Here is a 23,561-nt window from a genome sequence, read left to right as displayed (position 1 = left end):
GCGCGCGGACCGAACCCGGTCCCCGCGCCCGGGGCGCACCCGCCGGACGCGGTGGTCACCCGGCCGCCGCGTCCGGCGGCACGTCGTGGGCCGTGGCGAAGGCCGGCAGGGACGCCGCCGTCCGGGCCGGGTCCTCCAGCATGGGGGAGTGCCCGGCCCCGGGCAGCAGCTCGACGGTCGTGCCCGGGACCGTCCGGTAGCCGGCGGCCGAGGCCGAGCGCCATCTCCGGTCGTCCTGACCGAAGATCACCAGCAGCGGCTTGCCGAGCACGGCCAGCCGGTCGGGCAGTCACCGGTTCAGGCCACGTCCCGGCGCAGCGGCCGCAGGACGGCGGCCGTGCTCGCCAGCGCCGCGTACGCCAGCAGGACCAGCGCCCCGGCGGCCGGTGACAACAACCGGACGGGGTCGCCGGCCAGCTGGGCGGCCAGCGCGTCGGCCACGGCGGTGAAGTCGGTCAGCGCCGAGGTCGCGCCGCCGGGCAGCCACGGGTACAGCTCCCGCACGCCGGGGATCATGATCAGCGCCAGCTCGCCGCCGTACAGGTAGCCGATCACCACGCACAGCGCCGCGACCTGGTTGCGGATCAGCGCGCCCATGCCCACGCCGAGCACCACGTAGACCGCCATCGCCACCCCGAGGCGGGCCAGCAGCGCCACGATCGTCCCGGCGGGCAGGCCCAGCTCGGCGCCGCGGGCCGCGGCCACGCCGAACAGCGCCGCCCCGGCCGCGCCGGCCAGCACCAGCCCGTACGCCAGGCCCGCCACGGCGTGGGCGAGCAGCTTGGCCACCAGCACCCGCCACCGGTCCGGCCCGAACAGGAAGGTGAAGTTCACCGTGCGGTGCCGGTACTCCGACGTGACGGCGAGCGTCCCGACTGCGGCCGGCACGAAGGCGGTGAACCCGAGGAACCCCAGGACGGCCCGCACCCCCGCCTCGGTGTCCAGCCCCGGCATGGGCGGCTCGAAGTTCTCCGGCCCGACCAGGGCCAGCAGCCCGATCAGCCCGCCCCCGAGCAGGACGGCCGCCAGCGGCAAGCCCCACCACATCCTGGTGGCCAGCAGCCGCCGGAACTCCGCGCGCACGAACCCGGTCATGCCGCCGCCTCGCCGCCCCCGCCAGCACGTTCCCGCGCGCCCGCCGCCTCGCCGGTGAGCCCGAGGAAGAGCCGTTCCAGGGTCGGGCGTTCGGCGGCCAGGCCGTGGACCGGCAGCCCATGTGCCGCGGCCAGGGCGGCGACCCGCGCCGGACCGAGGCCGCGGACCCGCAGGTCGTGCGGGCCGGCCACGTCCACCAGCTCGGCCTCGGCGGCCAGCACGGCCCGGAGGGCGGCGGCGTCGGGCGTGCGCACCAGCACGTCCGGCTCCGCGCCGCACAGCTCGCGCAGGGGGCCGGCAGCCAGCAGCCGCCCCCGCCCGATGACCACCACGTCGTCGGCGACCTGCTCCACCTCGGCCAGCACGTGGCTGGAGACCAGCACCGCACGCCCCTGCGTGGCCATGTCGCGCAGGAACGAGCGCAGCCACGCCGCCCCTTCGGGGTCCAGGCCGTTGCCCGGCTCGTCCAGCAGCAGCACCCGGGGGTCGCCGAGCAGGGCGGTGGCCAGGTTGAGCCGCTGCCGCATCCCGGTGGACAGGGCGCCGGTCGCCCGCCCGGCGGCTCCGGCCAGGCCCACCAGGGCCAGCAGGTCGCCGACCCGGCGATCGGGATGGCCGCCCATCGCGGCGTAGACGCGCAGATGGTCGCGGACCGAATGGCGGGGATGGAAGGAGGCGGCGTCGAAGGTCGCGCCCACCACGGTGGTCGGGCGCGGGAGGTCACGGTAGCGGCGCCCGCCGATCGTCACGCCGCCGCGGGTGGGGGTGACGTGGCCGACCATCATGCGCATCGTGGTGGTCTTCCCGGCGCCGTTGAGGCCGAGGAACGCGGTGACCGCCCCGGGCCGGACCGTGAAGCTGAGGTCGTCGACGGCGGTCAGCGAGCCGTACCGCTTGGTCAGGCCGCTGACCTCGACGCCGGTCACGCGACCACCGCCCGTACCGCGGCGGCGACCCGGCCCGCGTCGGGGACCGAGACGACCACCTCGTCGAACTCGCCGCCGGCCGCGGCGCGGTCGAGCAGCAGGTGCACCGCCGGCGTGTCACCGGTCACCGACACGAGCTGCCGCCGCCCGCCGAACAGGCCCCACACGCCGATCTTGACGTGCCCCGCCACGCTCAGCCCCTTGCGGGCGCCGCGCGGGACGCGCAACGGGTCGCCCGCGACCCGCGCCTCCCGCACGGACGCGAGCGGGCACGCGTAGCGGCCGTGACCGGTGAGGAACCGCTCCCAGCGGCCGAATTCGATCGTGACCATACCCTCGTCGACCCTTACCGTTGCCATGGTTCAGCCTTCCTCCAGGGGGAGCAGGACCGTCGCCAGCAAGCGCGGCGTACGCCCCCCTCCCGGCTCGTTCGCCAGCAGGGGCCGCACCAGCTCGGCGAACCCCGTGGCGAAGGCGACGAACTCCTCGTCGTCCAGGTGCAGGACCACCTGCTGGTATCCGGCGCCGTCGGCGGCCAGATCGACGCGCTCCCGGTCGAGGTAGCGCGCGAACTCCGACAGCAGGCTGCCGGCGAACGCGGTGAAGTACCGCGCGTGGTCCTCCGCCGACGCCGCCGCCAGCGCCTCGGGGGACGGCGTCAGGCCGCCCTCGGGCACGGCGTAGACCCGTTCGGTCGCGCCGCCGACCTTGTGCTCCTCGACCACCTCCAGCATCCCCGCCTTGGCCAGCGTCGCGATCTGCCGGTAGAGCGTCGCCTGCGGCACGTCGGGCAGCAGGCCCGCCAGGTCGGAGGGCGTACGGCGGCCCCCCGCGACGGCGCGCAGGATGCGGATGCGCACGGGATGCAGCGCCAGCTCGGCCCAGCGCTCTGTCGAGGTCGTCACGCGTCAGACGTTATCACTATCGAGAATGAGAATGACAACAGCAGGGCATTTCCGCATGTCAGCTGCCTTGCGGGGGTATGTGGCGCCTGAGGGGGACCCGGTGATGGGAGCGGCGGTCGGATATCAGGCGGCGTTCGAGGCGCTGCCGTGTCCCTGCATGCTGCTCACCCGGGGTCAGGTCGTGCTCGCCGTCAACGACGCCTACCTGCGGATGACCGGCCAGGACCGGGCGGAGGTCGTCGGCCGCGCCCTGCTCGGCGCGGCCCCGGTGCTCGCCGACCTGAGCGGGTCAGGGGCGGCGAAGGTGCGCGCCTCGCTGGAGCGGGTGGCCGCCACCGTCACCGGTGACGTGGTGCCGCTGCTGCGGGACGACTGGGATCCGCCCGGCCGGCGCCACTGGCGTCTGGCGAACGCCCCGGTGCTCGATCCGTCGGGCGAGGTGAAGGAGATCGTCGTCGTCTTCGGGGACGTCACCGGATCGCTCGAACCCCGGCTCACCGCCCGCCCCGGCGGCCGTGTCCCCGGCTCCCCGAAGCCCGACGCCCTGCTCCACCAGGCCTACCGCCAGGAGCAGCAGAAGGTCTCCATGCTGCACGAGACGATCGAGCACCAGCAGCGGTTCGTCTTCGACGCCGCCCACGACCTGCGCAACCCGATCACCGGCCTGCTGGCCGAGCTGGAGGAGGCCCTGTCCGACCCCGGCGCCGACCTCCGCCGGACCCTGCGCAGCCTGCACCGGGACGCCGAGCGGCTCAACGACATCGTCGGCGACCTGCTCGCCCTGGCCCGCCTCTACACGGCCCCGCCGCCGGGCGCCGACCTCGTCGATCTGGCCCGCCTGGTGGTGGAGGAGCTGGACGCCCATCCGCCGAGCGCGTCCGTCCGCACCCGGCTGGAGGAGGACGTGGTGGTCCGCGCCTCGCGGGTGCGGCTGGCCCGGCTGCTGTCCAACCTGGTGGCCAACGCCGAGCGGCACACCAGCAGCAGGATCGAGTTCGTGGTCGCCGCCGCGCCGCCGTACGCCGTGCTGGAGGTCATCGACGACGGGCCCGGCATCCCGGCCGAGGAGCGGGAGCGCATCTTCCACCGGCTGTACCGGCAGGAGCAGGCGCGTTCGCTGGACGCGGGCGGCTCCGGCTTCGGCCTGCCGATCGCCCGCGAGATCGCCCACGCCTACGGAGGCGACCTCTTCGTGGCCGACCACCCGGGCGGCGCCCGCTTCGTCCTGAGGCTCCCGCTGGCGACGTGATCGTCCCCGGGATCGACGGTCTTATGTCGATGCTCAGCCATAAGTCGTGCGCCAGTCGGCGAAGATAGACTTGGCCTCCTCTGAAGTGGCTGCCGTCATCGGCGGAGAGGCTGGTGTTGACTCTGGACACGCTCAACGGCGCGGCGGCGGGGGCCGGCGCGCTGCTCTCCCTGCTGCGGGAAGGGCCGCCGCGCACCCGGACCGAGCTGGTCCAGCTCACCGGCCTGGCCCGGTCCACCGTGTCCCTGCGCCTCGACGCGCTGCTCCGCCACCGCTGGGTGCTGCCCGCCGACGAGGCCATCTCCTCGGGCGGGCGGCCCGCGGCCATGTTCGCCTTCAACCGCACCGCCCGGCTCGTCCTGGCCGCCGACCTGGGCGTCACGCACGAACGGGTCGCGATCACCGACCTCGGCGGCACGGTGCTGGCCGAGCGCACCGCCGACGCGCCGATCGACCAGGGCCCCGAGGCGGCGCTCGGGCGGCTCGCGCACACGTTCACCGACCTGCTCGACGAGAGCGGGCGCGACCTGGCCGACGTGTGCGGAGCGGGCATCGGCCTGCCGGGCCCGGTCGAGTACCCGACGGGGCGCCCGGTCAACCCGCCCCTCATGCCGGGCTGGGACCGTTTCCCGGTGCCGGAGTGGCTGGGGGAGCGGCTGGGCGTGCCGGTCTTCGTGGACAACGACGTCAACATCATGGCGCTCGGCGAGCAGCGCGCCGGGCGGCAGGCGACCGGCCAGCTCGTCTTCGTCAAGATCGGCACCGGCATCGGCTGCGGCGTGATCTCCGACGGCCGCCTCCACCGGGGTGCGCAGGGCGCGGCCGGCGACATCGGCCACATCCGCGTCGCCACCGCCGACGACGGCGTGCTGTGCCACTGCGGCAACGTGGGCTGCCTGGAGGCCCTGGCGGGCGGGGCCGCGCTGGCCGCCCGCATCTCGGCGACCGGCGTGCCCGCCGCGGGCGGCCGGGACGTCGTCGCGCTGCTGCGCGCCGGCAACCGCGACGCCGCCCAGCTCGTCCGGCAGGCCGGGCGCGAGATCGGCGACGTGCTGGCCACCATCGTGAACTTCTTCAACCCGGCCGCGATCGTGATCGGCGGAGACCTGGCCGACGCCGGTGAACACCTGCTCGCGGGCGTGCGCGAGGCCATCTACAAGCGCTCGCTGCCGCTGGCCACCCAGCACCTGCGCATCCAGGTCAGCGAGCTGGGCGACCGGGCGGGCGTCATCGGGGCGGCCGTCATGGTGCTGGAGCACGTCCTGGCCCCGGAGGCGGTCGACAGCGCCCTGGCCGACTGACCTCGTCCGCGAAGCGCCCCGCCTGCCCGCGCGCAGGACGGGGCGCTTCGCCGTTCCGGCCACGGACCGAATCCGTTTCGTCTAGGACTTAACAGACTTTCGTTGACAATCATCAAAAGTCAGATCTACTGTCGCGATCTACGAACGTTCTTCGAACGTCCGCCAATGGAACCCTCCTTCCCGGTCCACCCCCCACGGAAAGGGAACCTCCGCGATGCCCCCCAGCAGGCCCACCCGTGCCTCCCGATGGACGGCACGCGCCGGCGCCGTCCTCCTGGCCATGTCGAGCGCGGTCGTGCTCACCGTGGCCGCCCCGCCCGCCCGCGCCCACGCCGCCATCGACCCCGCCGACTACCAGCGCGTCGAGCTGGCCAAGGGCGTCGCCGAGATGGGCGAGCCGATGACCATGGCCGTGCTGCCCGACCTGTCGGTGCTGCACACCGCGCGCGACGGGACGCTGCGCCGCACCGACGCCCAGGGACTGACCACCGTGGTCGGGGCGCTGCCCGTCTACACCCACGACGAGGAGGGCCTCCAGGGCGTCGCCGTGGACCCCGGCTTCGCCGCCAACCGGACCATCTACCTCTACTACGCCCCCCGCCTGAGCACGCCGTCCGGCGACGCACCCGCGACCGGCGCCGACTGGTCGGCCTGGCAGGGCGTCAACCGCCTGGCCAGGTTCACCCTCAAGCCCGACTGGACGCTCGACACGGCCTCGCAGCGGACCGTGCTCGACGTGGCCGCCGACCGCGGCATGTGCTGCCACGTCGGCGGCGACATGGACTTCGACGCCCAGGGCAACCTCTACCTGTCCACCGGCGACGACTCCAACCCCTTCGACTCGGCCGGCTACGCCCCCATCGACGAGCGCCCCGACCGCAACCCGGTCTACGACGCCCAGCGCAGCGCCGGCAACACCAACGACCTGCGCGGCAAGATCCTGCGCATCAAGGTGAACCCCGCCGACGGCACCTACACGATCCCCGCGGGCAACCTCTTCCCGCCGGGCACCGCGCGGACCAGGCCCGAGATCTACGCCATGGGCTTCCGCAACCCGTTCAGGATGACCGTGGACAAGGCCACCGGAGTGGTCTACGTCGGCGACTACGGCCCCGACGCCGGCAGCACCGACCCGGGCCGGGGGCCCGCCGGGCAGGTCGAGTTCGACCGCGTCACCGGCCCCGGCAACTACGGCTGGCCGTACTGCACCGGCACGAACACGCTGACCGAGACCTACAACGACTACACCTTCCCCGCGGGCCCCTCGGGCCAGAAGTACGACTGCGCCACGGGCGGCCCGGCCAACGACTCGCCGCGCAACACCGGCCTGGCCAAACTCCCGCCCGCCAAGCCCGCCTGGATCAGGTACGGCGGCGACGCCGGCTCACCGCCCGAGTTCGGCAGCGGCTCGGAGTCGCCGATGGGCGGCCCGGTCTACCGCTACGACGCCGCACTCGACTCCGCCGTCAAGTTCCCCCAGGACCTCGACGGGCACTTCTTCGCCGGCGAGTTCGGCCGCAGGTGGATCAAGGCGATCGACGTGGCCGCCGACGGCACGCGCGGCCAGATCGCCGCCTTCCCCTGGACCGGCACGCAGGTGATGGACCTGGCCTTCGGGCCCGACGGCGCGCTCTACGTCCTCGACTACGGCTCGGGCTACTTCGGCGGCGACGCCAACTCCGCCCTCTACCGCGTCGAGTACATCAAGGACCGGAACCGCTCGCCGGTCGCGGTCGCCAAGGCCGACAGGACGTCCGGCAAGCTCCCGCTCACCGTGGCCTTCTCCAGCGCCGGCTCCGCCGACCCCGAGGGCGGCGCGCTCACCTACGCCTGGAACTTCGGCGACGGCACCACCTCCACCGCCCCGAACCCCACCAAGACCTACACCACGGAGGGCGAGTTCACCGCCACGCTCACCGTGCGCGACCCCCAGGGCAACGCCGGAACCGCCGGCGTGGTCATCACGGCCGGCAACACCGCTCCCACCGTGACCATCGGCACGCCCGCCCCCGGGACGCTGTTCACCTGGGGCGACACCGTGCCCTTCACGATCGGGGTGACCGACCCCGAGGACACGCAGATCGACTGCGCCAAGGTGAGGATGACGTACGTGCTCGGCCACGACAGCCACGGCCACCAGATCACCTCGAAGAACGGCTGCGCGGGCGAGCTGACGATCCCGGCCGACGGCGAGCACGACGACGCGGCCAACATCTTCGCCGTCTTCGACGCCGAGTACACCGACAAGGGCGGCCTGACCACCCACACCCAGCACGTCCTGCAGCCACGCCACCGCCAGGCCGAGCACTACGCGACGATGTCCGGCGTCTCGCAGATCTCCAAGGCGGCCGCGCACGGCGGCAGAACGGTCGGCGACGTGCACAACGGCGACTGGATCGCCTTCACCCCCTACCGGCTCGACGACGCCAGGACCTTCCGGGCGCGGGTCTCCTCGGGCGGCGCCGGCGGTTCCATCGAGGTGCGCACGGGCTCGCCCAGCGGGCCGCTGCTCGGCAAGGCCGCCGTCCCGGTGACGGGCGGCTGGGAGACCTTCACCGACGTGCAGGCCCCGCTGACCGGCGCGACCGCCGCGTCCACCACGCTCTACCTGGTCTTCACCGGGGGCGCCGGGGCGCTGTTCGACCTCGACGACTTCACCCTGGCCAAGGAGGCGACGGCGGTCGGCCCCGTCCGCGCCGCCGACGGCAGGTGCGTGGACGTCGCGGGCGCCAACAGCACTGACGGCACCAAGGTGCAGCTCTACTCCTGCAACGGTACGAACGCCCAGAACTGGGCCATCGACGGCCAGACCGTCAAGGCGCTCGGCAAGTGCCTCGACGTGGCCGGGGCCAACAGCGCCGACGGCACCAAGGTGCAGATCTGGACCTGCAACGGCACGGGCGCGCAGAAGTGGACCGCCGAGGGCGGCGCGTTCAAGGCGCTCGGCAAGTGCCTCGACGCCCCCGACCCGGCCCAGCTCGTCATCAGGACGTGCAACGGCGGCACCGCCCAGAGGTTCACCACGGCGACCCCCTCCGCCGGCGGCCCCGCCGTCCTGGTCTTCTCCCGCACGGCGGGGTTCCGGCACGACTCGATCGCGGCGGGCGTCCAGGCGATCAGGGATCTCGGCTTCGGCGTGACCGCCACCGAGGACCCGGCCGCGTTCACCACGGCGAACCTGGCCGCGTACAAGGCGGTCGTCTTCCTCAACACCACCGGTGACGTGCTCGACGCCGCGCAGCAGGCCGCGTTCGAGGCGTACGTCAAGGCGGGCGGCGGCTACGCCGGCGTCCACGCGGCGGCCGACACCGAGTACGACTGGCCGTGGTACGGCGGCCTCGTCGGCGCCCGGTTCGCCGCCCACCCGGCGGTGCAGAAGGCGACGGTCAAGGTCGAGGACCGCGCGCACCCGGCGACCGCCCACCTCGACGGCACCTGGCCGCGGACCGACGAGTGGTACGACTACCGGACCAACGCCAGGACCGGCGCCCACGTGCTGGCCACCCTGGACGAGTCGACGTACTCGGGCGGCACGATGGGCGCCGACCACCCGATCGCCTGGTGCAAGCCGTACGACGGGGGGCGTTCCTTCTACACCGGCGGCGGGCACACCGCGGAGTCCTTCGCCGAGCCCGCCTTCCGGCAGCACCTGCGCGGCGGCCTGGCCTACGCCACCGGCCAGGCCAAGGCCGACTGCCGGCCCGAGACCGGCTACACCACCCTCTACAACGGCTCGACCACCGGCTGGGAGCAGGCGGGGCCGGGCGGGTTCGCCAACGCCGGCGGCACGCTGACCTCGCAGGGCGGCATGGGCCTGCTCTGGTACAAGGTCAAGGAGTACACCACCTCCTACTCGCTCAAGCTGGACTGGAAGCTGGCCGGTGACGACAACTCCGGCGTCTTCGTCGGCTTCCCGCCCTCGACCGACCCGTCCTCGGCGGTGGACAACGGCTACGAGATCCAGATCGACGCCACCGACTCCCCGGACAGGACCACCGGCTCGGTCTACGGCTTCAAGGCCGCCGACCTCGCCGCCCGCGACGCCGCCCTGAACCCGCCGGGGGAGTGGAACACCTACGAGATCCGGGTCGAGGGCGAACGCCTCCAGGTCCTGCTCAACGGCGTGAAGATCAACGACTTCACCAACACCGACCCGGCCCGTTCACTGAAGAACGGGCACATCGGCATCCAGAACCACGGCGACGGCGACGAGGCGTCCTTCCGCAACATCCGGATCAAGGAGCTCGGCCCGCCCACCGGGGACTCCGTCGTCCAGGCCGAGACCTGGGCGCAGGCGTCCGGGGTGGCCACCTACCCGCACGCGCCCGCGCACGGCGGCACCGTGCTCGGCTACGTCAACCCGGGTGACTGGGCGGCCTACGACGTGGACCTCACCGGGGTCACCGCGTTCCGGGCGCGGGTGGCCTCGCCGGGGCCGTCGGGCGGCTTCGAGATCCGCACCGGCTCGCCGGCCGGGCCGGTGCTCGGCACCGTCACCGTGCCGAGCACCGGCGGCTGGGAGTCCTACGCCGACGTCTCCACGGCGCTGACCGGCGTGCCCTCCGGCGCGGCCCGGCTGTACCTGGTGTTCACCGGCGGGAACTTCGACGTCGACGACTTCACCCTGGTCCGCGGCGCGGCCAGGACGCCGACGAGGCGCGCCGGGTAGCCGCCGGACCGGTGGCCGCCACGCGGACGGCCACCGGCCCGGCCGGGGTCAGGGCAGCGCGTAGCCGAGGACCTGCTCGTGGATCAGGCCCTCGCAGCCCGCCTGGTCCGTGACCAGGTGGTCGCCGCTCGCGGCCCGGCACCGGTGCAGCGCGACCGATCCGGGCACCTGACTGGTGTAGACGTGCCCGACCGGGCCCATCGGGAACTGCCCCTCGCAGCCGGGGTCGCGGGTGAGCATGGTGTGCGCGCCGACCTTGCACTCGTACAGGGGCACGGTGCCGGCCGCCTGGTTGCGCAGCAGCTTCCACACGCGTTCCTGGGTGAAGCCGGGCGGCAGCAGCCGGGAGCTGGCCACGTGCCCCTTGCTCGACTGATAGCCGCGGCGGAGCCGGGTGTGGGGCAGCAGCTCGAAGCCGCACGACAACTGCGGGGGCGACAGGTCGTTCCGGTTGGCCAGCGCCCACGTGGCCCAGGCCGGCTTGGCCGAGCCGTCGGTACGGCGCAGTCCCACGCCGAGGCCGGCGGCCGTCTCGTCCGGATGGTCGCTCATGCGGTGCCAGACGTAGCTCTCGATGCCCGGCGTGCCGAGGACGTTGCGGAAGGAGTTGCACAACTGCGACGCCTGCGCGGCCTCCGACGAGGGCGACAGCGAGTTCACGCCGCTCTCGGTGAGCTGCACCTGCCAGGCCGACGGCGTGTTCGGGAACTGCTGCCGCAGCCAGCCGACCAGCACGCCGATGTTGCCGTAGGTGACCTTCGGGAAGTCGTCGGCGGAGAACTGCGGCGCCAGCAGGTTCGGCGGGTAGGGGTGGTAGGCGACCCGCCAGGCCCGGTTGCCGGCCCGCGCCGCCAGGCCCTTGAGCACGGTCATGCCCGACAACAGCGCGTCGGAGGCGGCCGGCTGGTCGTAGGCGGTGCCGAAGTGGTGGTCGAGCGAGGTGAGCACCTTCGCGGTGGGCTGCTGGGCCATGACGGCGTCGTAGGCGGCGTTGTAGTTCGCGGCGATCGCGTCCAGCCAGGCGGTCGTGCCGCAGGCCGTGCCCTGGCCGCAGCCGATGTCGAACCAGGTGTTGCTGTTGACCTCGTTCATGACGACGAAGTCCGCGATGCGGCCGTTGCCGTGCTGCCCGTCGTAGCGCTGGGCCAGCATGCCGGCGAAGCGGCCGTAGTCGGCGGGGTCGTCGGGGACGCAGAACTTCTCGAACCCGGGGGCGGCGGGCGTGCAGGGACGGGCCCCGCGGGCCCAGGCCGGGGTGCCGTAGACGACGGCGGTGACGACGAGACCGCGGGCGGTCCAGTCCTTGACGGCGGCGTCGACGGCCGAGGCGACGGTGAAGCAGCGCCCGCCGAACTCCTGTGCGCCCGCCGCGCACGGCGGCGTCTTCACGCTGGGCTCCCAGTCGGCCCAGATGAGGTTCATGGCGACGCCGCCGGCGTTGTTGCCGGCGATCTCGTTCTTGTCGGGCCAGAAGTCCGGTTGCAGGCCCTTGATGCGGTAGTCGGACCTGACCGGGTACGGCAGAGCGGCGGCCGCGACGGCCGGCGCCGCGGGGAGGAGAAGTAAGAGGACGGCGGCGATGCGGGCAACCCAACCCATGGGGACCTCCTGGATTTAAACGTCTCAACAATGAGGCCCAGAAGGCGGCCAGGCAAGACCCGATTTCCTGCGGCGGGCTGACTTGAAACGTCACTGAGGAACGGTCGACGCCCTGACCATGAGTTCCGGCTGGAAGACGATCTCCTGGTGCCAGTGGTTGGCGTCGCCCCGGGCGTCGGTGAGCAGCAGCTCCGCGGCCGCCTGGCCGAGCTGGTGCTTGGGCTGGCGGACCGAGGTCAGCGACGGCGACAGCAGCTCGGCGAACTCGACGTCGTCGTAGCCCATGACCGCCATGTCGTGCGGGACGCGCACGCCGCGCCGCTCCAGCCCGCGCAGCGCGCCCAGCGCCACCGTGTCGTTGACGCAGAACAGCGCCGTCGGCCCCTTGCGCGCGGGCAGCCGCTCCAGCGCCGCCTCGCCTTCGCGCGGCGTCAGCGCGGGCAGCGTGACCTCGCTGATCACCTCGTCGGGGTCGAGCCCGGCGGCCCGCACCGCCCTGGCCAGCCCCTCGCGCCGGTCGGCGCACTGGCGCACGATCGGCGGCCCGTTGAGGAAGGCGATGCGCCGGTGGCCGAGCGCGAGCAGGTGGGCGCCGGCCAGCTCGCCGCCCCGGACGTTGTCGACCGCCACCGCGCAGAGCTGGGCGTCGGCGCCCGGCCGGTCGAGCAGCACCATGCCGACGCCGCGCCTGCGCAGCTCCACCAGATGGGAGATGTCGGGCCCGGCGGGCGTGATGAGGATGCCCGGCACCCGGTGCTGCTCCAGGATCTGCAGGTAGTGGGCCTCCTTCTCGGCCGAGTCGCCGGAGCTGCACAGCACCAGGAGCAGCTGCTCCTGCGACAGCCGGGTCTCGATGCCCGGCAGCACCTCGCTGAAGAACGGGTTGCCGATGTCGCGCACCATGACGCCCACCGAGCGGCCGGAGCCGCCGCGAAGCTGCCGGGCCGGCGCGCTGGGCACGAAGCCGAGCGTCTTGATGGAGGCGCGCACCCGGCGCAACGTGCGCTCGGCCACCAGCTCGGGCCGGTTGAGCACGTTGGAGACCGTTCCCACGGACACGCCGGCATGGGCCGCGACGTCGACCATGCTGAGCCGGCGGCGCTCGGCCGGCTTGTGGATGTCGGTCACCGGTGGACAGCCCTTCTGGTCACCTGGCAGAGAGGGCCAGTCTACTTGTTGAAATGTTTCAGCCAAACGATCCCGCGCTGTACATCTGGATCCGGGGCATTGACGGAAGTACCTCAGGATGCCTACGGTGCGCATTGCTTGAAATGTTTCAACTAGCCGGGAGCTCCCTTGTCGCATCTCGCCGTGACCGACCTGCGCGTCGAAGGACTGGCCGAACCACTGGGCCTCGACGTGGACACGCCGGAGTTCTCCTGGCGGATCACCGGGGCCGGGCGTGGACGGGCACAGAGCGCGTACCGGCTCATCGTGGCCCGGGAGGGCGATCCGGCCGGCGAGGGGGCCGAGACGGTCTGGGACAGCGGCGTGGTGACCTCGGCCGCGACCTTCGACGTCCCGTACGGCGGCGCCGGGCTGCGGCCGAGGACGCGCTACCAGTGGCGGGTCAAGGTGGCCGACGAGCATGGCGAGTGGTCCGGCTGGAGCCCCGCGCACTGGTTCGAGACCGGGCTCGGCGAGGCCGGCGGCTGGATGGCGGGCTGGATCGGCACCCCCATGGTGCCCGGCTCCGAGCGGCTGCCGTCGCTGGAGAACGTGCCGCGCATCTGGGTCGCCGGCCCGCTCGGCCCGTCCGGGTCGCCGGTGGGGGCGTTCCGGACGCGGTTCTCGGTGCCGGGCGGGGCCAGGCCGCTGTCGGCGTGGCTGGTGATCGGCGGCGGAGGCGGGACCGAGGCGGCCGGGTCGGTCGAGGCGGTCGAGGCGTACGTCAACGGGGTGCGGGTCGCCGGGGAGCGGCGGGAGGGCGCGTTCGTGGCCGACGCGGGCGACCTGGTGGCCTCGGGCGAGAACGTGCTCGCGATCAGGGCCGCCGGGCCGGGGCTGTGCGTGCGGCTGGAGGTCGTGGTCGAGGGGCGGCCCGCGTTGCCGCAGCTCGTCCCGGTGGCGGGCGAGAGCACCGTGACCGTCACCTCCGGCGGCCGGTGGCGGGCCGAGGACCGGCCGGGCGAGGGCTTCGAGCAGCCCGGCTTCGACGACTCCGGCTGGCGGCTGGCCGAGGAGGTCGGGCTGCACGGCGACCCGCCGCTGGGCCGCGAACCGGTCGGCGACCGGCCCAGCCCGTACCTGCGGCGCGAGTTCGGCGTGCCGTCGCCGGTGCGCCGGGCCAGGCTGTACGCCACCGCGCTCGGCGTCTACGAGATCCACCTCAACGGCGCCCGGGTCGGCGCCGACCACCTGGCCCCCGGCTGGACCGACTACCGCCACCGCGTCACGTACCAGACCTACGACGTGACGGCGCTGGTGTCGGAGGGACGCAACACGATCGGCGCGGTCCTCGCCGACGGCTGGTACGCCGGCAACATCAGCTGGTTCGGCTCCTTCCAGTACGGCCGCCGCCTGGCCTTCCGCGCCGAGCTGGAGATCCTGCACGAGGACGGCTCCCGCACCCGGCTGCGCACCGACGCCGACTGGCGCGCCGGCTCCGGCGCGATCCGCTACGCCGACCTGCAGAACGGCGAGCGGCAGGACCTGGCGGCCGAGCCGCTCGGCTGGACGGCCGCCGGGTTCGACGACTCCGGCTGGGCGCCCGTGGTGCCGGTGAGCCCGCCGGCGGGCCGGGTGACCGCCTCCGTCGCGCCGCCGATCCGGGTGCACGAGGAGGTGGAGCCGGTGCGGGTGTGGGAGCACCGGCCCGGCGTGTGGATCGCCGACTTCGGCCAGAACCTGGTCGGCTGGGTCCGGCTCACCGGCCGCGCCGGCCGTGCCCGCCCGGTGGTGCTGCGGCACGCCGAGGTCCTCGACCACGAGGGCGGGCTGCACCTGGCCAACCTGCGCTCGGCCCGCGCCACGGACGAGTTCCTGCCCCGCGGCGAGCAGGCCGAGACGTTCGAGCCGAGGTTCACCTTCCACGGCTTCCGGTACGCCGAGGTGTCGGGCCTGCGCGCGGCCCCTGAGTCGATCACGGCCAGGGTGGCCCACGCCGCGATGGAGCCGGCCGGCGAGTTCACCTGCTCCGACGAGCGGCTCGACCGGTTGCAGCGCAACATCGTGTGGGGGCAGCGCGGCAACTTCCTGGCGGTCCCCACCGACTGCCCGCAGCGGGACGAGCGGCTCGGCTGGACCGGCGACATCTGGGCCTTCGCCCCGACCGCCCTGTTCAACTACGACGCCGCCGCGTTCCTGCGGAGCTGGCTGACCGACGTGGTCGACGCCCAGGGCGACGACGGCGCGGTCACGCACGTGGTGCCCGACGTGCTGTCGGGCCGCGGCCTGTCGCCCAACCCCAAGGAGGCCGGCTCGCCCGGCTGGGGCGACGCGCTGGTCATGCTGCCGTGGGCGCTGCACCGTCTGCGCGGCGACGCCCGCGTGGTCGCCGCCTGCTTCGAGCCGATGCTGCGCTGGCTGGCCTACCTGGAGCGGCGTTCGGAGAACGGGATCTTCCCCGACGAGGGGTTCGGCGACTGGTTGTCGATCGGCGCCGAGACCCCCAAACGGCTCGTCGGCACGGCGATCTTCGCGCTGTCGGCCCGGCAGCTGGCCGGGCTCGCCGCCGATCTCGGCCGCGACGCCGACCAGCGCGCCTGCCTGGAGCTGTACGAACGGGTGCGCCGGGCCTTCCGCGCGGCCTTCGTCGAGGGCCCCGGCGTGGTGGCGAGCGGCACGCAGACCGCGTACGTGCTGGCCGTCACCGCCGGGCTGCTGGAGGAGCACGAGCTGCCGCGGGCCGCGGCCCGGCTGGCCGGTGACGTCGAGGCGCGCGGCGGCCACCTGTCGACCGGGTTCCTCGGCACGCCGTACCTGCTGGACGCGCTCACCTCGACCGGGCGGCTGGACCTGGCCTACCGGCTGCTGACGCAGGACACCTTCCCGTCCTGGCTCTACCCGGTCGTGCACGGCGACGCGACGACCATGTGGGAGCGCTGGGACTCCTGGAGCCACCATCGCGGGCTCCAGGACCCCGGCATGAACTCCTTCAACCACTACGCCTACGGCGCCGTCGGCGACTGGATGTACCGGACGGTCGGCGGCCTGGCCCCCGGCTCGCCCGGCTACGCCGACATCGTCGTGCGCCCCCGCCCCGGCGGCGGGATCGGCTGGGCGCGGACCGCCCACCGCACCCGGCACGGCCAGGTGGAGATCTCCTGGCGGCTGACCGACGGCGGCCTCGCCCTGGACGTCGTCGTGCCGCCCAACACCCGCGCCGAGGTGCACGTGCCCGCGCCGCCGGAGCGGGTGACCGAGGGCGGCCGGCCGGCGGCCGAGGCGGAGGGCGTGACCTTCGACCGCCTCGACGACGGGGCCGCGGTCTACCGGGTCGGCTCGGGCTCGTACGCGTTCCGCACCCCCGCTGAGAGGCATTGACGATCGTGACCAGCACAAAAGCGCGCCGCCGGATCCCGTGGGGCGTCTACCTCGTCCTCCTGCCCACCTTCGCCCTGCTCGCGGCGTTCGCCTACTACCCGGCGCTCAACGGCATGCTGCACTCGCTGTACGAGTGGCGGCCCGGCTTCGGCTCGCCGTTCGTCGGCCTGGACAACTACCTCACGATGCTCGGCGACGACCTGTGGTGGGCCTCCTTCCGCAACGCCGGGATCATCTTCGTCTGGGCCGTCACGCTCATGTGGGTGTTCCCGCTGCTGGCCGCCGAGCTGGTGATGTCGCTGTCCAGCGAGCGGCTGCGGTTCGTCTTCCGCACCCTGCTCATCCTGCCGCTGGCCTTCCCGGCCGTGGTCAACGTGCTGCTCTGGCAGTTCATGTACGACCCACGCGACGGCGTCGTCAACAGCCTGCTGCGCGCGCTCGGCCTGGACGGGCTGGCGGGCAACTGGATCGGCGACCCGGCCACGGCGCTCGCCGCGCTGATGACGATCGGCTTCCCGTGGGTGGCCGGCCTGCCGTTCCTGGTCTTCCTGTCGGCGCTGCAGAACGTGCCGGCCGAGATCTACCAGGCCGCCGAGGTGGACGGCGCCGGCCGGCTGCGCCGCTTCTGGAGCATCGACCTGCCGATGATGTTCCGCGACGTCAAGCTGCTGCTGGTGCTGGCGGTGATCTCGGTGCTCCAGTACGGCATGCAGGCCCACATCATGACCAGGGGCGGCCCCGACAACGCCACGCAGGTGCCGGTGCTGCGCATGCTCGACGCCGCCTTCGTGGACACCAGCTGGGGGTACGCGGCCGCGCTCGGCACCGTGCTGTTCGCCCTGACGCTCGGGGTGAGCCTGGTCGCGCTGGCGCTCGGCAGGAGGTCGGGATCGTGAGCCGGACCCGCAGGACCGACCTGGTGGCCGGCGGCGTGCTGGCGGTGCTGGCCTTCGCCGGGCTGTTCCCCTACCTGTTCATGCTCGCCGCGTCGGTCAAGGACAACGAGCAGTTCTTCGGCAGCTACTGGTCTCCGGCCTGGCCGGTGCACCTGGACAACTACGCGGCGGCCTGGGAGCAGGTCAGCCCGTACCTGTTCACCTCGTTCGTGGTGGCGGCGCTGGCCATCGGCGGCACGATGCTGCTGGCCCCGGCGGCGGCCTTCGTGTTCGCCCGCTACCGCTTCCCGGGGCGGAACGCGCTGTTCGGGCTGGTCGCGGCGCTGCTCATGGTGCCCTCGATCACCAGCCTGATCCCGCTGTTCGTGCTGATGCGCGACCTCGGCATCCTGGACAGCCGGCTGGTGCTGATCATCCCGCACGTCACGGCGAACACGGTCTTCGGGATCGTCGTCATGCGCACGTACATGGCGCAGATCCCCGAGGAGATCTTCGAGGCGGCGCGGGTGGACGGGGCGGGCGGCGTCCGGCTGTTCCTGGCCTTCATGCTGCCGCTGGCCCGGCCGGTCATCGGCACGGTGGCGCTGATGACGGTGCTGGGCGTGTGGAACGACTACTTCTGGCCGCTGCTCACCGTGCAGACCGATGCCTACCGGACCATCCCCGCGGGGCTGGCCTTCTTCGCCAACCAGAACGCGCAGCAGTGGGGCCCGCTGTTCGCCGGCTACGTCCTGGCCAGCCTGCCGCTGGTGGTGCTGTTCACGTTCCTGTCCAAGTGGTTCCTGGCGGGCATCCAGGGCGGCATCGTGTCCGGCAAGTGAGCCGGCGCCGCGATTGAAACGTATCAATGAGGAAAGGACCCGTACCCCGATGAGAACACCCCCCAAGAGCGGGCTCGCGGCCCCGGCCGCACTGGCCGCGCTGCTCGCGCTGACAGGCTGCGGCCTGCTCGGCACCGGCGGCACGTCCGCCCAGGACGGCGGCGGCAAGGTGACGATCACGCTGGCCGGCCCCAACCAGTGGAACGCCAGCGGCAGCAGCTTCGGACCGGCCTGGGAGGCGCTGGTCGACGCCTTCGAGAAGCGCGAGCCCGGCATAGAGGTCAGGACGCAGGTGCTGCCCCTCGACGGCTTCATGCAGACGATCACCACCCAGCTCGCCGCCGGCACCGCGCCCGAACTGGTCTTCAACCAGCCGCCGCACAAGGCGCACGAGGTGCACGCGCTCGACGCCGAGCTGCAGAAGCCCAACCCGTACGTGCCGGGCAACCAGCGCTGGATCGACGTGTTCAGGAAGGAGTACTACGGCCCCGCCGTCTCCAAGGCGCTGAGCAAGGAGAGCGGCAAGCTGGAGTACATCCCCTTCAACCTGGTCGCCATCGGCCTGTTCTACAACAAGGACGCCTTCGCCAAGGCGGGCATCGACCAGCCCCCCGCCACCTGGGAGGACTTCAGGAGCGCCTGCGGGAAGCTCAAGGCGGCCGGCTTCGACCCCGTCGCCCTCGACAAGGGCGGCCTGGCCGCCGGCTGGACGTGGGAGGCGGTCAGCACCCAGCTCATCGACAAGTACCACGACGACTGGAACCTCTTCGACGCCACCGGCAAGCCGGGCAAGGCGCCGACCGTGACCGAGAAGTCGATGAGCAGGGTCATCAAGGAGGGCACGCTCACCACCAGGACGCCCGAGGTCGCCGAGTCCCTGAAGATCTACAAGGAGTTCTTCGACTGCGGCACCCCCAACTGGACGGGCGTCGCCGACGGCGGCGCGACCGTGGGCTACCGCGACTTCGTCTCGGGCAAGGCCGCCATGTCGTGGGGCACCGACTTCGCCGTCGAGGCACTGAAGGCGGACGCGAAGTTCGCGCTCGGCACGATGCCGTTCCCGACCATCACCAAGGCCAGCACGCCGCTGTCGTCGGAGGCCCCGGCCCGCTACGGCGCCTCGATCGGCGGCACCAGCTACATGATCCCCTCCACCGTCAAGGGCGAGAAGTACGCGGCGGCGGTCAAGTTCCTGCAGTACATGAGCTCGCCGGCGATCAAGCCCTGGCTGGACGCGACCGGCGGCCTGCCCGCCGTCGAGGGCGTCGAGCCGTCGGCCGAGACCGCCGGGCTGCTGGAGGGCGAGTGGGGCAAGCCGTTCCGGGTGGTGGCCCTGCCGGGCGGCCCGGAGGGGACCTCCTTCCGCGACGTCTTCGACGGGTACCTGCTCGGCCGGCGCTCCCTGGAGGAGGAGCTGACCGACCTGGACAAGTGGTGGAAGCGCGGCATCGAGGCCGGCATCAAGAAGAACGCCTGGGGCGACGAGGACTGGGCCAAGTAGGAGGAATGACATGCGGTTGTTGATGGCTCTGGCGCTGGCCGTCCCGATGCTGGCCCTCCCGGCGCAGGCGCTGCCCGCGCGCGCGGCGGCGGCCGGCGGGGTGAGCGGCGTCGAGGTCGGCGGGGACACGATCACCGTCACCGGCGTCGCCCCGGGCCGGGCCGAGTTGTACGCGCTGGACACCTGGCAGGACTCGCCCGCGGGGGAGCAGCCGGTCGCGACCGTCGAGGCGGGCCCGTTCCGCGTCGAGGTGCCCAGGATGGACGGTGACCAGGACCGGCTCTACGACAAGTTCCTCGCGGTGGGCGCGGACGGCCCGCTGGGAGAGGTGCACTACGCCGACGAACTGAGCTTCGCGTCGGCCAACCAAGCCCCTTATCCCGAAATGTCGGGCAAAAAGGGGTTACAGGTGCAGATGACGGACGACGCCGAGGAGATCGGCGTCCAGCACGCCGGCATCAACCTGGCCCTCGACTCGGTCATGACGGCCGGGCCGGGCGCCCCGGGCAACACCATCGAGTTCGTCTCGCAGGGCAGGACGTACTACTTCGACCGCGGCGCCGTCGCCGGGCTCGACGCCCAGGTCAAGCCGCTGTCGGACAACGGCGTCCTGGTCAACATGATCGTGCTGGTCTACCACAGCGGCGCGCCCAACTCCGCCGCGCGCACGCTCATCCACCCCGACGCCGAGCTGGGCAAGGGCACGGTGTACGCGTTCAACACCAAGACGGCCGAGGGCGAGGCGCACTTCACCGCCGCGATGGAGTTCTTCGCCCAGCGCTACAGCCGGCCCGACGGCCGGTACGGCCGGGCGTGGGGCTGGATCGTCGGCAACGAGATCGACGCCCAGCAGTTCTGGTACAACATGGGCCGCCAGGACCGTGACGTCTTCCTCGACCAGTACGCCCGCGCCATGCGGCTGACCTGGCAGGCCGTGCGCAAGGCCGACGCCGCCGCCCGCGTCTACACCTCGCTGACGCACTTCTGGACGGGCTCGGCCAACGACGACCCGAAGTACACCTACAAGGGCCGCGACGTGGTGGACGGGCTCAACGCCCTCACCAAGCGCCAGGGCGACTTCGACTGGAACATCGCCTACCACCCCTACCCGGAGAACCTGTTCAACCCGGCGTTCTGGAACGACAGGACCGCCACGGACGGCTTCGACACCCTGCGGATCACGTTCAAGAACATCGAGCTGCTGCCGCGCTACCTCGCCCAGGACAACCTGACCTACCACGGGCAACGGCGGCGGGTGATCCTCTCCGAACAGGGCCTGAACTCCCAGGACTACTCCGCCAAGGAGCTGGAGCTGCAGGCCGCGGCCTACGCCTACGCGTACTACAAGATCGCTTTCGCCGACGGCATCGACTCCTTCATCCTGCACCGGCACGTCGACCACAAGCAGGAGGGCGGCCTGCGGCTCGGCCTGTGGACGTGGGACGAGGAGCACAGCGCGCCCTCCAACGCCGGGGAGCGCAAGCCCCTGCACGAGGTGTTCGCCGCCATCGACACCGACCGGTCGCTGGAGGCGACCGAGTTCGCCAAGAAGATCATCGGCATCTCCGACTGGAAGGACGTCATCCCCGGCTTCGACCCGGGCAAGCTGGCCGTCCGGAAGCCGCCCGCCGTGGTGGGCACGCAGCTCGACGCCAGGCCGGTGGCCGAGCGGGTGATCTCCGGCTTCGAGACCGGCGCCGACGGCTGGCGGCCCTCCGACAACGCCGCCGCCGTGGAGCCGGTGGCCGTGGACGGCGGGCACGCGCTGCGCGTGCGCTTCGACCGCGACCTGCCCGGCTGGTCGCGGTACGCCAAGTCCTACAAGGGCGCCGACGTGCTGTTCGGCAAGCCGCTCGACGCCTCGCGCACGCCGTCGCTGTCGGTGTCGATCCGGGTGCCGCCCGAGGCCGACGACGGCTTCAAGCCGGGCAACGTCTTCACCGCCAAGGTCCGCGTCTACGGGCGCGGCGGCGCGGTCGCGGAGGGTGTCGGCACGATCGATCCCGGGCTCGGCTGGAACCGGCTCTCGCTGGACCTGTCCCGCTGGGCCGCGCGCGCCGCGATCTCCCGGGTCAAGGTGTGGGTCCGCGGCTCGGCCGGCTCCGACTGGGCGGGCTCGTACGACATCGACCGGCTGAGCCTGGCCGCGGCGGCGCTGCCCGGCCTCGCCCGGCGCAACGTCGAGGTGAGCGCGTCCACCGCCGAGCGCGGCCGGCTCGGCTCCAAGGTCACCTTCACCGTCACCAACCGGGACGTGCTGCCGATGGCCGGCCGGGTCACCCTGTCCGCCTGCGACGGCGTGGCCGTCGATCCGCCCGCGCTGGCGGTGACCGGCCTGCGCACGGGCGCCGGCCGCACGTACGGGACCACGCTGACGGCGTACGCGCCCGCGAACCAGGAGTATCCGGTCGTGTGCGCGTCCTACCTGGGGCACACGGACCGGGTGACGTTCCGGCTGCCGCCGCAGGCCGCGTACGTGCCGCCCGCCCCCGACGCCTTCGCCAACCAGGAGCTGGCCGACGGCTTCGACCAGGCCGGCGACCACCAGGTCCACCGGGTCCAGCCGGAGGACAAGGAGCTGCCGCAGGTGACGTACGCGGGCGGCGCGCTGTCGGCCGGGCACCCGTCGGCGTCCTGGTTCGGGCTGATGTCGTCGGGCGTCTCGCCGCGCAACCCGGCGTTCGCCACGGCGATCACGATCAGGAAGTTCCAGGGCGACTCCACCGACATGGACACCGTCTACACGGGCCTGGTCAAGGACGGCAGCACGGACGTGGCGGCCTTCTACGTCAACAGCCACAGGTTCGCCGGGTTCGAGGTGCGCGGCCCGCAGGTGCCGGGCGGGATCGCGGTCTTCGGCGTCAAGCAGGGCGTCACCGTCCCCGACGGCGGCCGCTTCGCGCTGTCGCTGGTGGGCGAGCGGGCCGCCATGTACGCCGACACCGGCTCCGGCTGGGAGCTGGTGACCGCGGCCACGCTGGAACACCTGCCGGCGTTGTCGGACCCGGAGGTCAGGGCCGGCTACCGGTACGGCTTCGGCGTACGCGGCGACCCCGGCCCCAGCCCGCTGGTGCTCGACGCGGTGGAAGGACGCAGCATCTCCTGACGCCCCGGCCCGCCGCTCACGGCCACATGTCCTGCGGGAACCCCGTCCAGCGCAGGCCGGACGGGAGGTGGCTCAGGTCGTTGAACATCACCATCGTGGGCGGCAGGCCGGTGCGGTACTCGATGATCGTCAGGCCGGTGTTGGCGCTGTTCAGGCCGAGCCACCGGGGCGGCGGCGCGTCCAGCGCGTGCCGCACCAGCCACGCGATCTGACCGGCGTGCGTCACCAGCACCTCGTGCGCGCCGGACGGAGGACCGCCGGACGGAGGCTCGCCAGGGGCTTGGGCGAACCGGGCGACCAGGGCGTCGGCGAGCGTGCGGCCCGCCGCCGCCTCCGCCTGGTCGAAGCCGTCGAAGTAGCCGGCCCAGGACGCAGGCGTCTCGGCGGGGGCGGGCACGTGCGGCACGTGGTCGACGAGCTCATCGGCCGCGGCCACGGGCACGCCGGGCAGATGCCGGGCGAGCTCGCGCGCGCTCTCGGCGGCACGCGGCAGCGGTGAGTGCCACACCGCGCCGATCGGCATCCCGGCCAGCCGTTCGCCCAGCAGGGCCGCCTGCTGCCGCCCGGCGTCGGTGAGTCGTCCGAACGCGTCGGCCGCGCCGTGGCGGGCCAGGTAGAGGCGTCGCATCGCCATGGGTGGCCGGGGAGCGGCGGGTCAGCGGCCGCTCCCCTCTCCTTTCCATCGGTCAGGTGGTGGTGACGGTACCGGCGGTGCCGTCGACGGTGACGAGCGCGCCGTCCCGGAGCCTGCTGGTCACGTCAGGGACGCCGAGGACGGCGGGGATGGCGTGCTCGCGGGCCACGATCGCGGCGTGGGAGAGCACCCCGCCGGTCTCGGTGACGACGCCGGCGGCGATGCGCAGCAGCGGCGTCCAGGCCGGATCGGTGAAGGGACAGACCAGCACGTCGCCCGGGAGCACGCGGGCGAAGTCGCCCGGCCCGCGCACGATCCGCGCGGTGCCGGTCACGGCTCCGCGGCTGCCCGGCGTCCCGACGAGGGCCCCGGCC

The 23,561-nt window shown here is 73.1% G+C and carries 17 protein-coding genes; 8 read left to right on the top strand and 9 right to left on the bottom strand.

The window, feature by feature from the left end; translation table 11 throughout:
* Positions 1-55 precede the first annotated feature (55 nt).
* The 5 genes from ABZ444_RS49190 to ABZ444_RS49170 are packed head-to-tail and all read right to left on the bottom strand — an operon-like array spanning position 56 to position 2,926.
* Positions 56-271: an alpha/beta fold hydrolase gene (locus tag ABZ444_RS49190; protein ID WP_358011740.1), complete on the bottom strand. Its 216-nt coding sequence runs from the start codon at positions 269-271 to the stop codon at positions 56-58.
* A gap of 26 nt (positions 272-297) precedes the next feature.
* Positions 298-1,095, bottom strand: coding sequence for an ABC transporter permease (locus ABZ444_RS49185; protein WP_358011738.1), 798 nt, complete (start codon positions 1,093-1,095; stop codon positions 298-300).
* Positions 1,092-2,021, bottom strand: coding sequence for an ATP-binding cassette domain-containing protein (locus ABZ444_RS49180; protein ID WP_358011736.1), 930 nt, complete (start codon positions 2,019-2,021; stop codon positions 1,092-1,094). The genes ABZ444_RS49185 and ABZ444_RS49180 overlap by 4 nt, the downstream gene beginning before the upstream one ends.
* Complete coding sequence (locus ABZ444_RS49175; RefSeq protein ID WP_358011733.1) at positions 2,018-2,353, bottom strand: hypothetical protein; 336 nt, start codon at positions 2,351-2,353, stop codon at positions 2,018-2,020. The genes ABZ444_RS49180 and ABZ444_RS49175 overlap by 4 nt, the downstream gene beginning before the upstream one ends.
* Before the next feature lie 30 nt (positions 2,354-2,383).
* Positions 2,384-2,926, bottom strand: coding sequence for a helix-turn-helix domain-containing protein (locus ABZ444_RS49170; RefSeq protein ID WP_358011732.1), 543 nt, complete (start codon positions 2,924-2,926; stop codon positions 2,384-2,386).
* Between ABZ444_RS49170 and ABZ444_RS49165 the strand changes: the two genes are divergently transcribed.
* From ABZ444_RS49165 to ABZ444_RS49155, 3 genes are all read left to right on the top strand, one after another.
* Positions 2,868-4,175 (top strand): ATP-binding protein, encoded by a 1,308-nt coding sequence (locus ABZ444_RS49165; protein ID WP_358011730.1) that lies wholly within the window; start codon positions 2,868-2,870, stop codon positions 4,173-4,175. The two genes, ABZ444_RS49170 and ABZ444_RS49165, sit on opposite strands and share 59 nt — an antisense overlap.
* A 113-nt stretch (positions 4,176-4,288) precedes the next feature.
* Positions 4,289-5,476 carry an ROK family protein gene (locus ABZ444_RS49160; RefSeq protein ID WP_358011728.1) on the top strand — a complete coding sequence of 396 codons (1,188 nt, stop codon included), beginning with the start codon at positions 4,289-4,291 and terminating at the stop codon, positions 5,474-5,476.
* 214 nt (positions 5,477-5,690) lie between these two features.
* Positions 5,691-10,145 (top strand): ThuA domain-containing protein, encoded by a 4,455-nt coding sequence (locus ABZ444_RS49155; protein ID WP_358011725.1) that lies wholly within the window; start codon positions 5,691-5,693, stop codon positions 10,143-10,145.
* Between the two features lie 48 nt (positions 10,146-10,193).
* On the opposite strand, the gene ABZ444_RS49150 is transcribed toward ABZ444_RS49155, so the two are convergent.
* Complete coding sequence (locus ABZ444_RS49150; RefSeq protein WP_358011723.1) at positions 10,194-11,744, bottom strand: DUF5722 domain-containing protein; 1,551 nt, start codon at positions 11,742-11,744, stop codon at positions 10,194-10,196.
* 90 nt (positions 11,745-11,834) lie between these two features.
* Complete coding sequence (locus tag ABZ444_RS49145; RefSeq protein ID WP_358011721.1) at positions 11,835-12,872, bottom strand: LacI family DNA-binding transcriptional regulator; 1,038 nt, start codon at positions 12,870-12,872, stop codon at positions 11,835-11,837.
* Positions 12,873-13,040: 168 nt separating this feature from the next.
* Here ABZ444_RS49145 and ABZ444_RS49140 point away from each other — a divergent pair, with 168 nt between their 5' ends.
* The 5 genes from ABZ444_RS49140 to ABZ444_RS49120 are packed head-to-tail and all read left to right on the top strand — an operon-like array spanning position 13,041 to position 22,553.
* Positions 13,041-16,229, top strand: a complete 3,189-nt coding sequence (locus ABZ444_RS49140; RefSeq protein ID WP_358011718.1) for a family 78 glycoside hydrolase catalytic domain — start codon at positions 13,041-13,043, stop codon at positions 16,227-16,229.
* 5 nt (positions 16,230-16,234) lie between these two features.
* Positions 16,235-17,125: a sugar ABC transporter permease gene (locus tag ABZ444_RS49135; RefSeq protein ID WP_358011715.1), complete on the top strand. Its 891-nt coding sequence runs from the start codon at positions 16,235-16,237 to the stop codon at positions 17,123-17,125.
* Positions 17,122-17,946 carry a carbohydrate ABC transporter permease gene (locus ABZ444_RS49130; protein ID WP_357987440.1) on the top strand — a complete coding sequence of 275 codons (825 nt, stop codon included), beginning with the start codon at positions 17,122-17,124 and terminating at the stop codon, positions 17,944-17,946. Before ABZ444_RS49135 ends, ABZ444_RS49130 begins: the two co-directional genes overlap by 4 nt.
* A 49-nt stretch (positions 17,947-17,995) precedes the next feature.
* The gene (locus tag ABZ444_RS49125) at positions 17,996-19,447 is read left to right on the top strand and encodes an extracellular solute-binding protein (RefSeq protein ID WP_358011712.1); all 1,452 of its coding nucleotides are present in this window, start codon (positions 17,996-17,998) and stop codon (positions 19,445-19,447) included.
* Positions 19,448-19,457: 10 nt separating this feature from the next.
* Complete coding sequence (locus ABZ444_RS49120; RefSeq protein ID WP_358011710.1) at positions 19,458-22,553, top strand: DUF5722 domain-containing protein; 3,096 nt, start codon at positions 19,458-19,460, stop codon at positions 22,551-22,553.
* 16 nt (positions 22,554-22,569) lie between these two features.
* On the opposite strand, the gene ABZ444_RS49115 is transcribed toward ABZ444_RS49120, so the two are convergent.
* The gene (locus ABZ444_RS49115; protein WP_358011708.1) at positions 22,570-23,187 is read right to left on the bottom strand and encodes a histidine phosphatase family protein; all 618 of its coding nucleotides are present in this window, start codon (positions 23,185-23,187) and stop codon (positions 22,570-22,572) included.
* Positions 23,188-23,239: 52 nt separating this feature from the next.
* Positions 23,240-23,561: PEP-utilizing enzyme (locus tag ABZ444_RS49110; RefSeq protein ID WP_358011705.1), on the bottom strand; the 322-nt coding region annotated here is incomplete at its 5' end.

The sequence above is a fragment of the Nonomuraea sp. NPDC005730 genome, from assembly GCF_040630865.1.
GTDB lineage: Bacteria > Actinomycetota > Actinomycetes > Streptosporangiales > Streptosporangiaceae > Nonomuraea.
The sequence above is the reverse complement of the archived record's forward strand: the minus strand, read 5'-3'. Positions and strand labels throughout refer to the sequence as shown.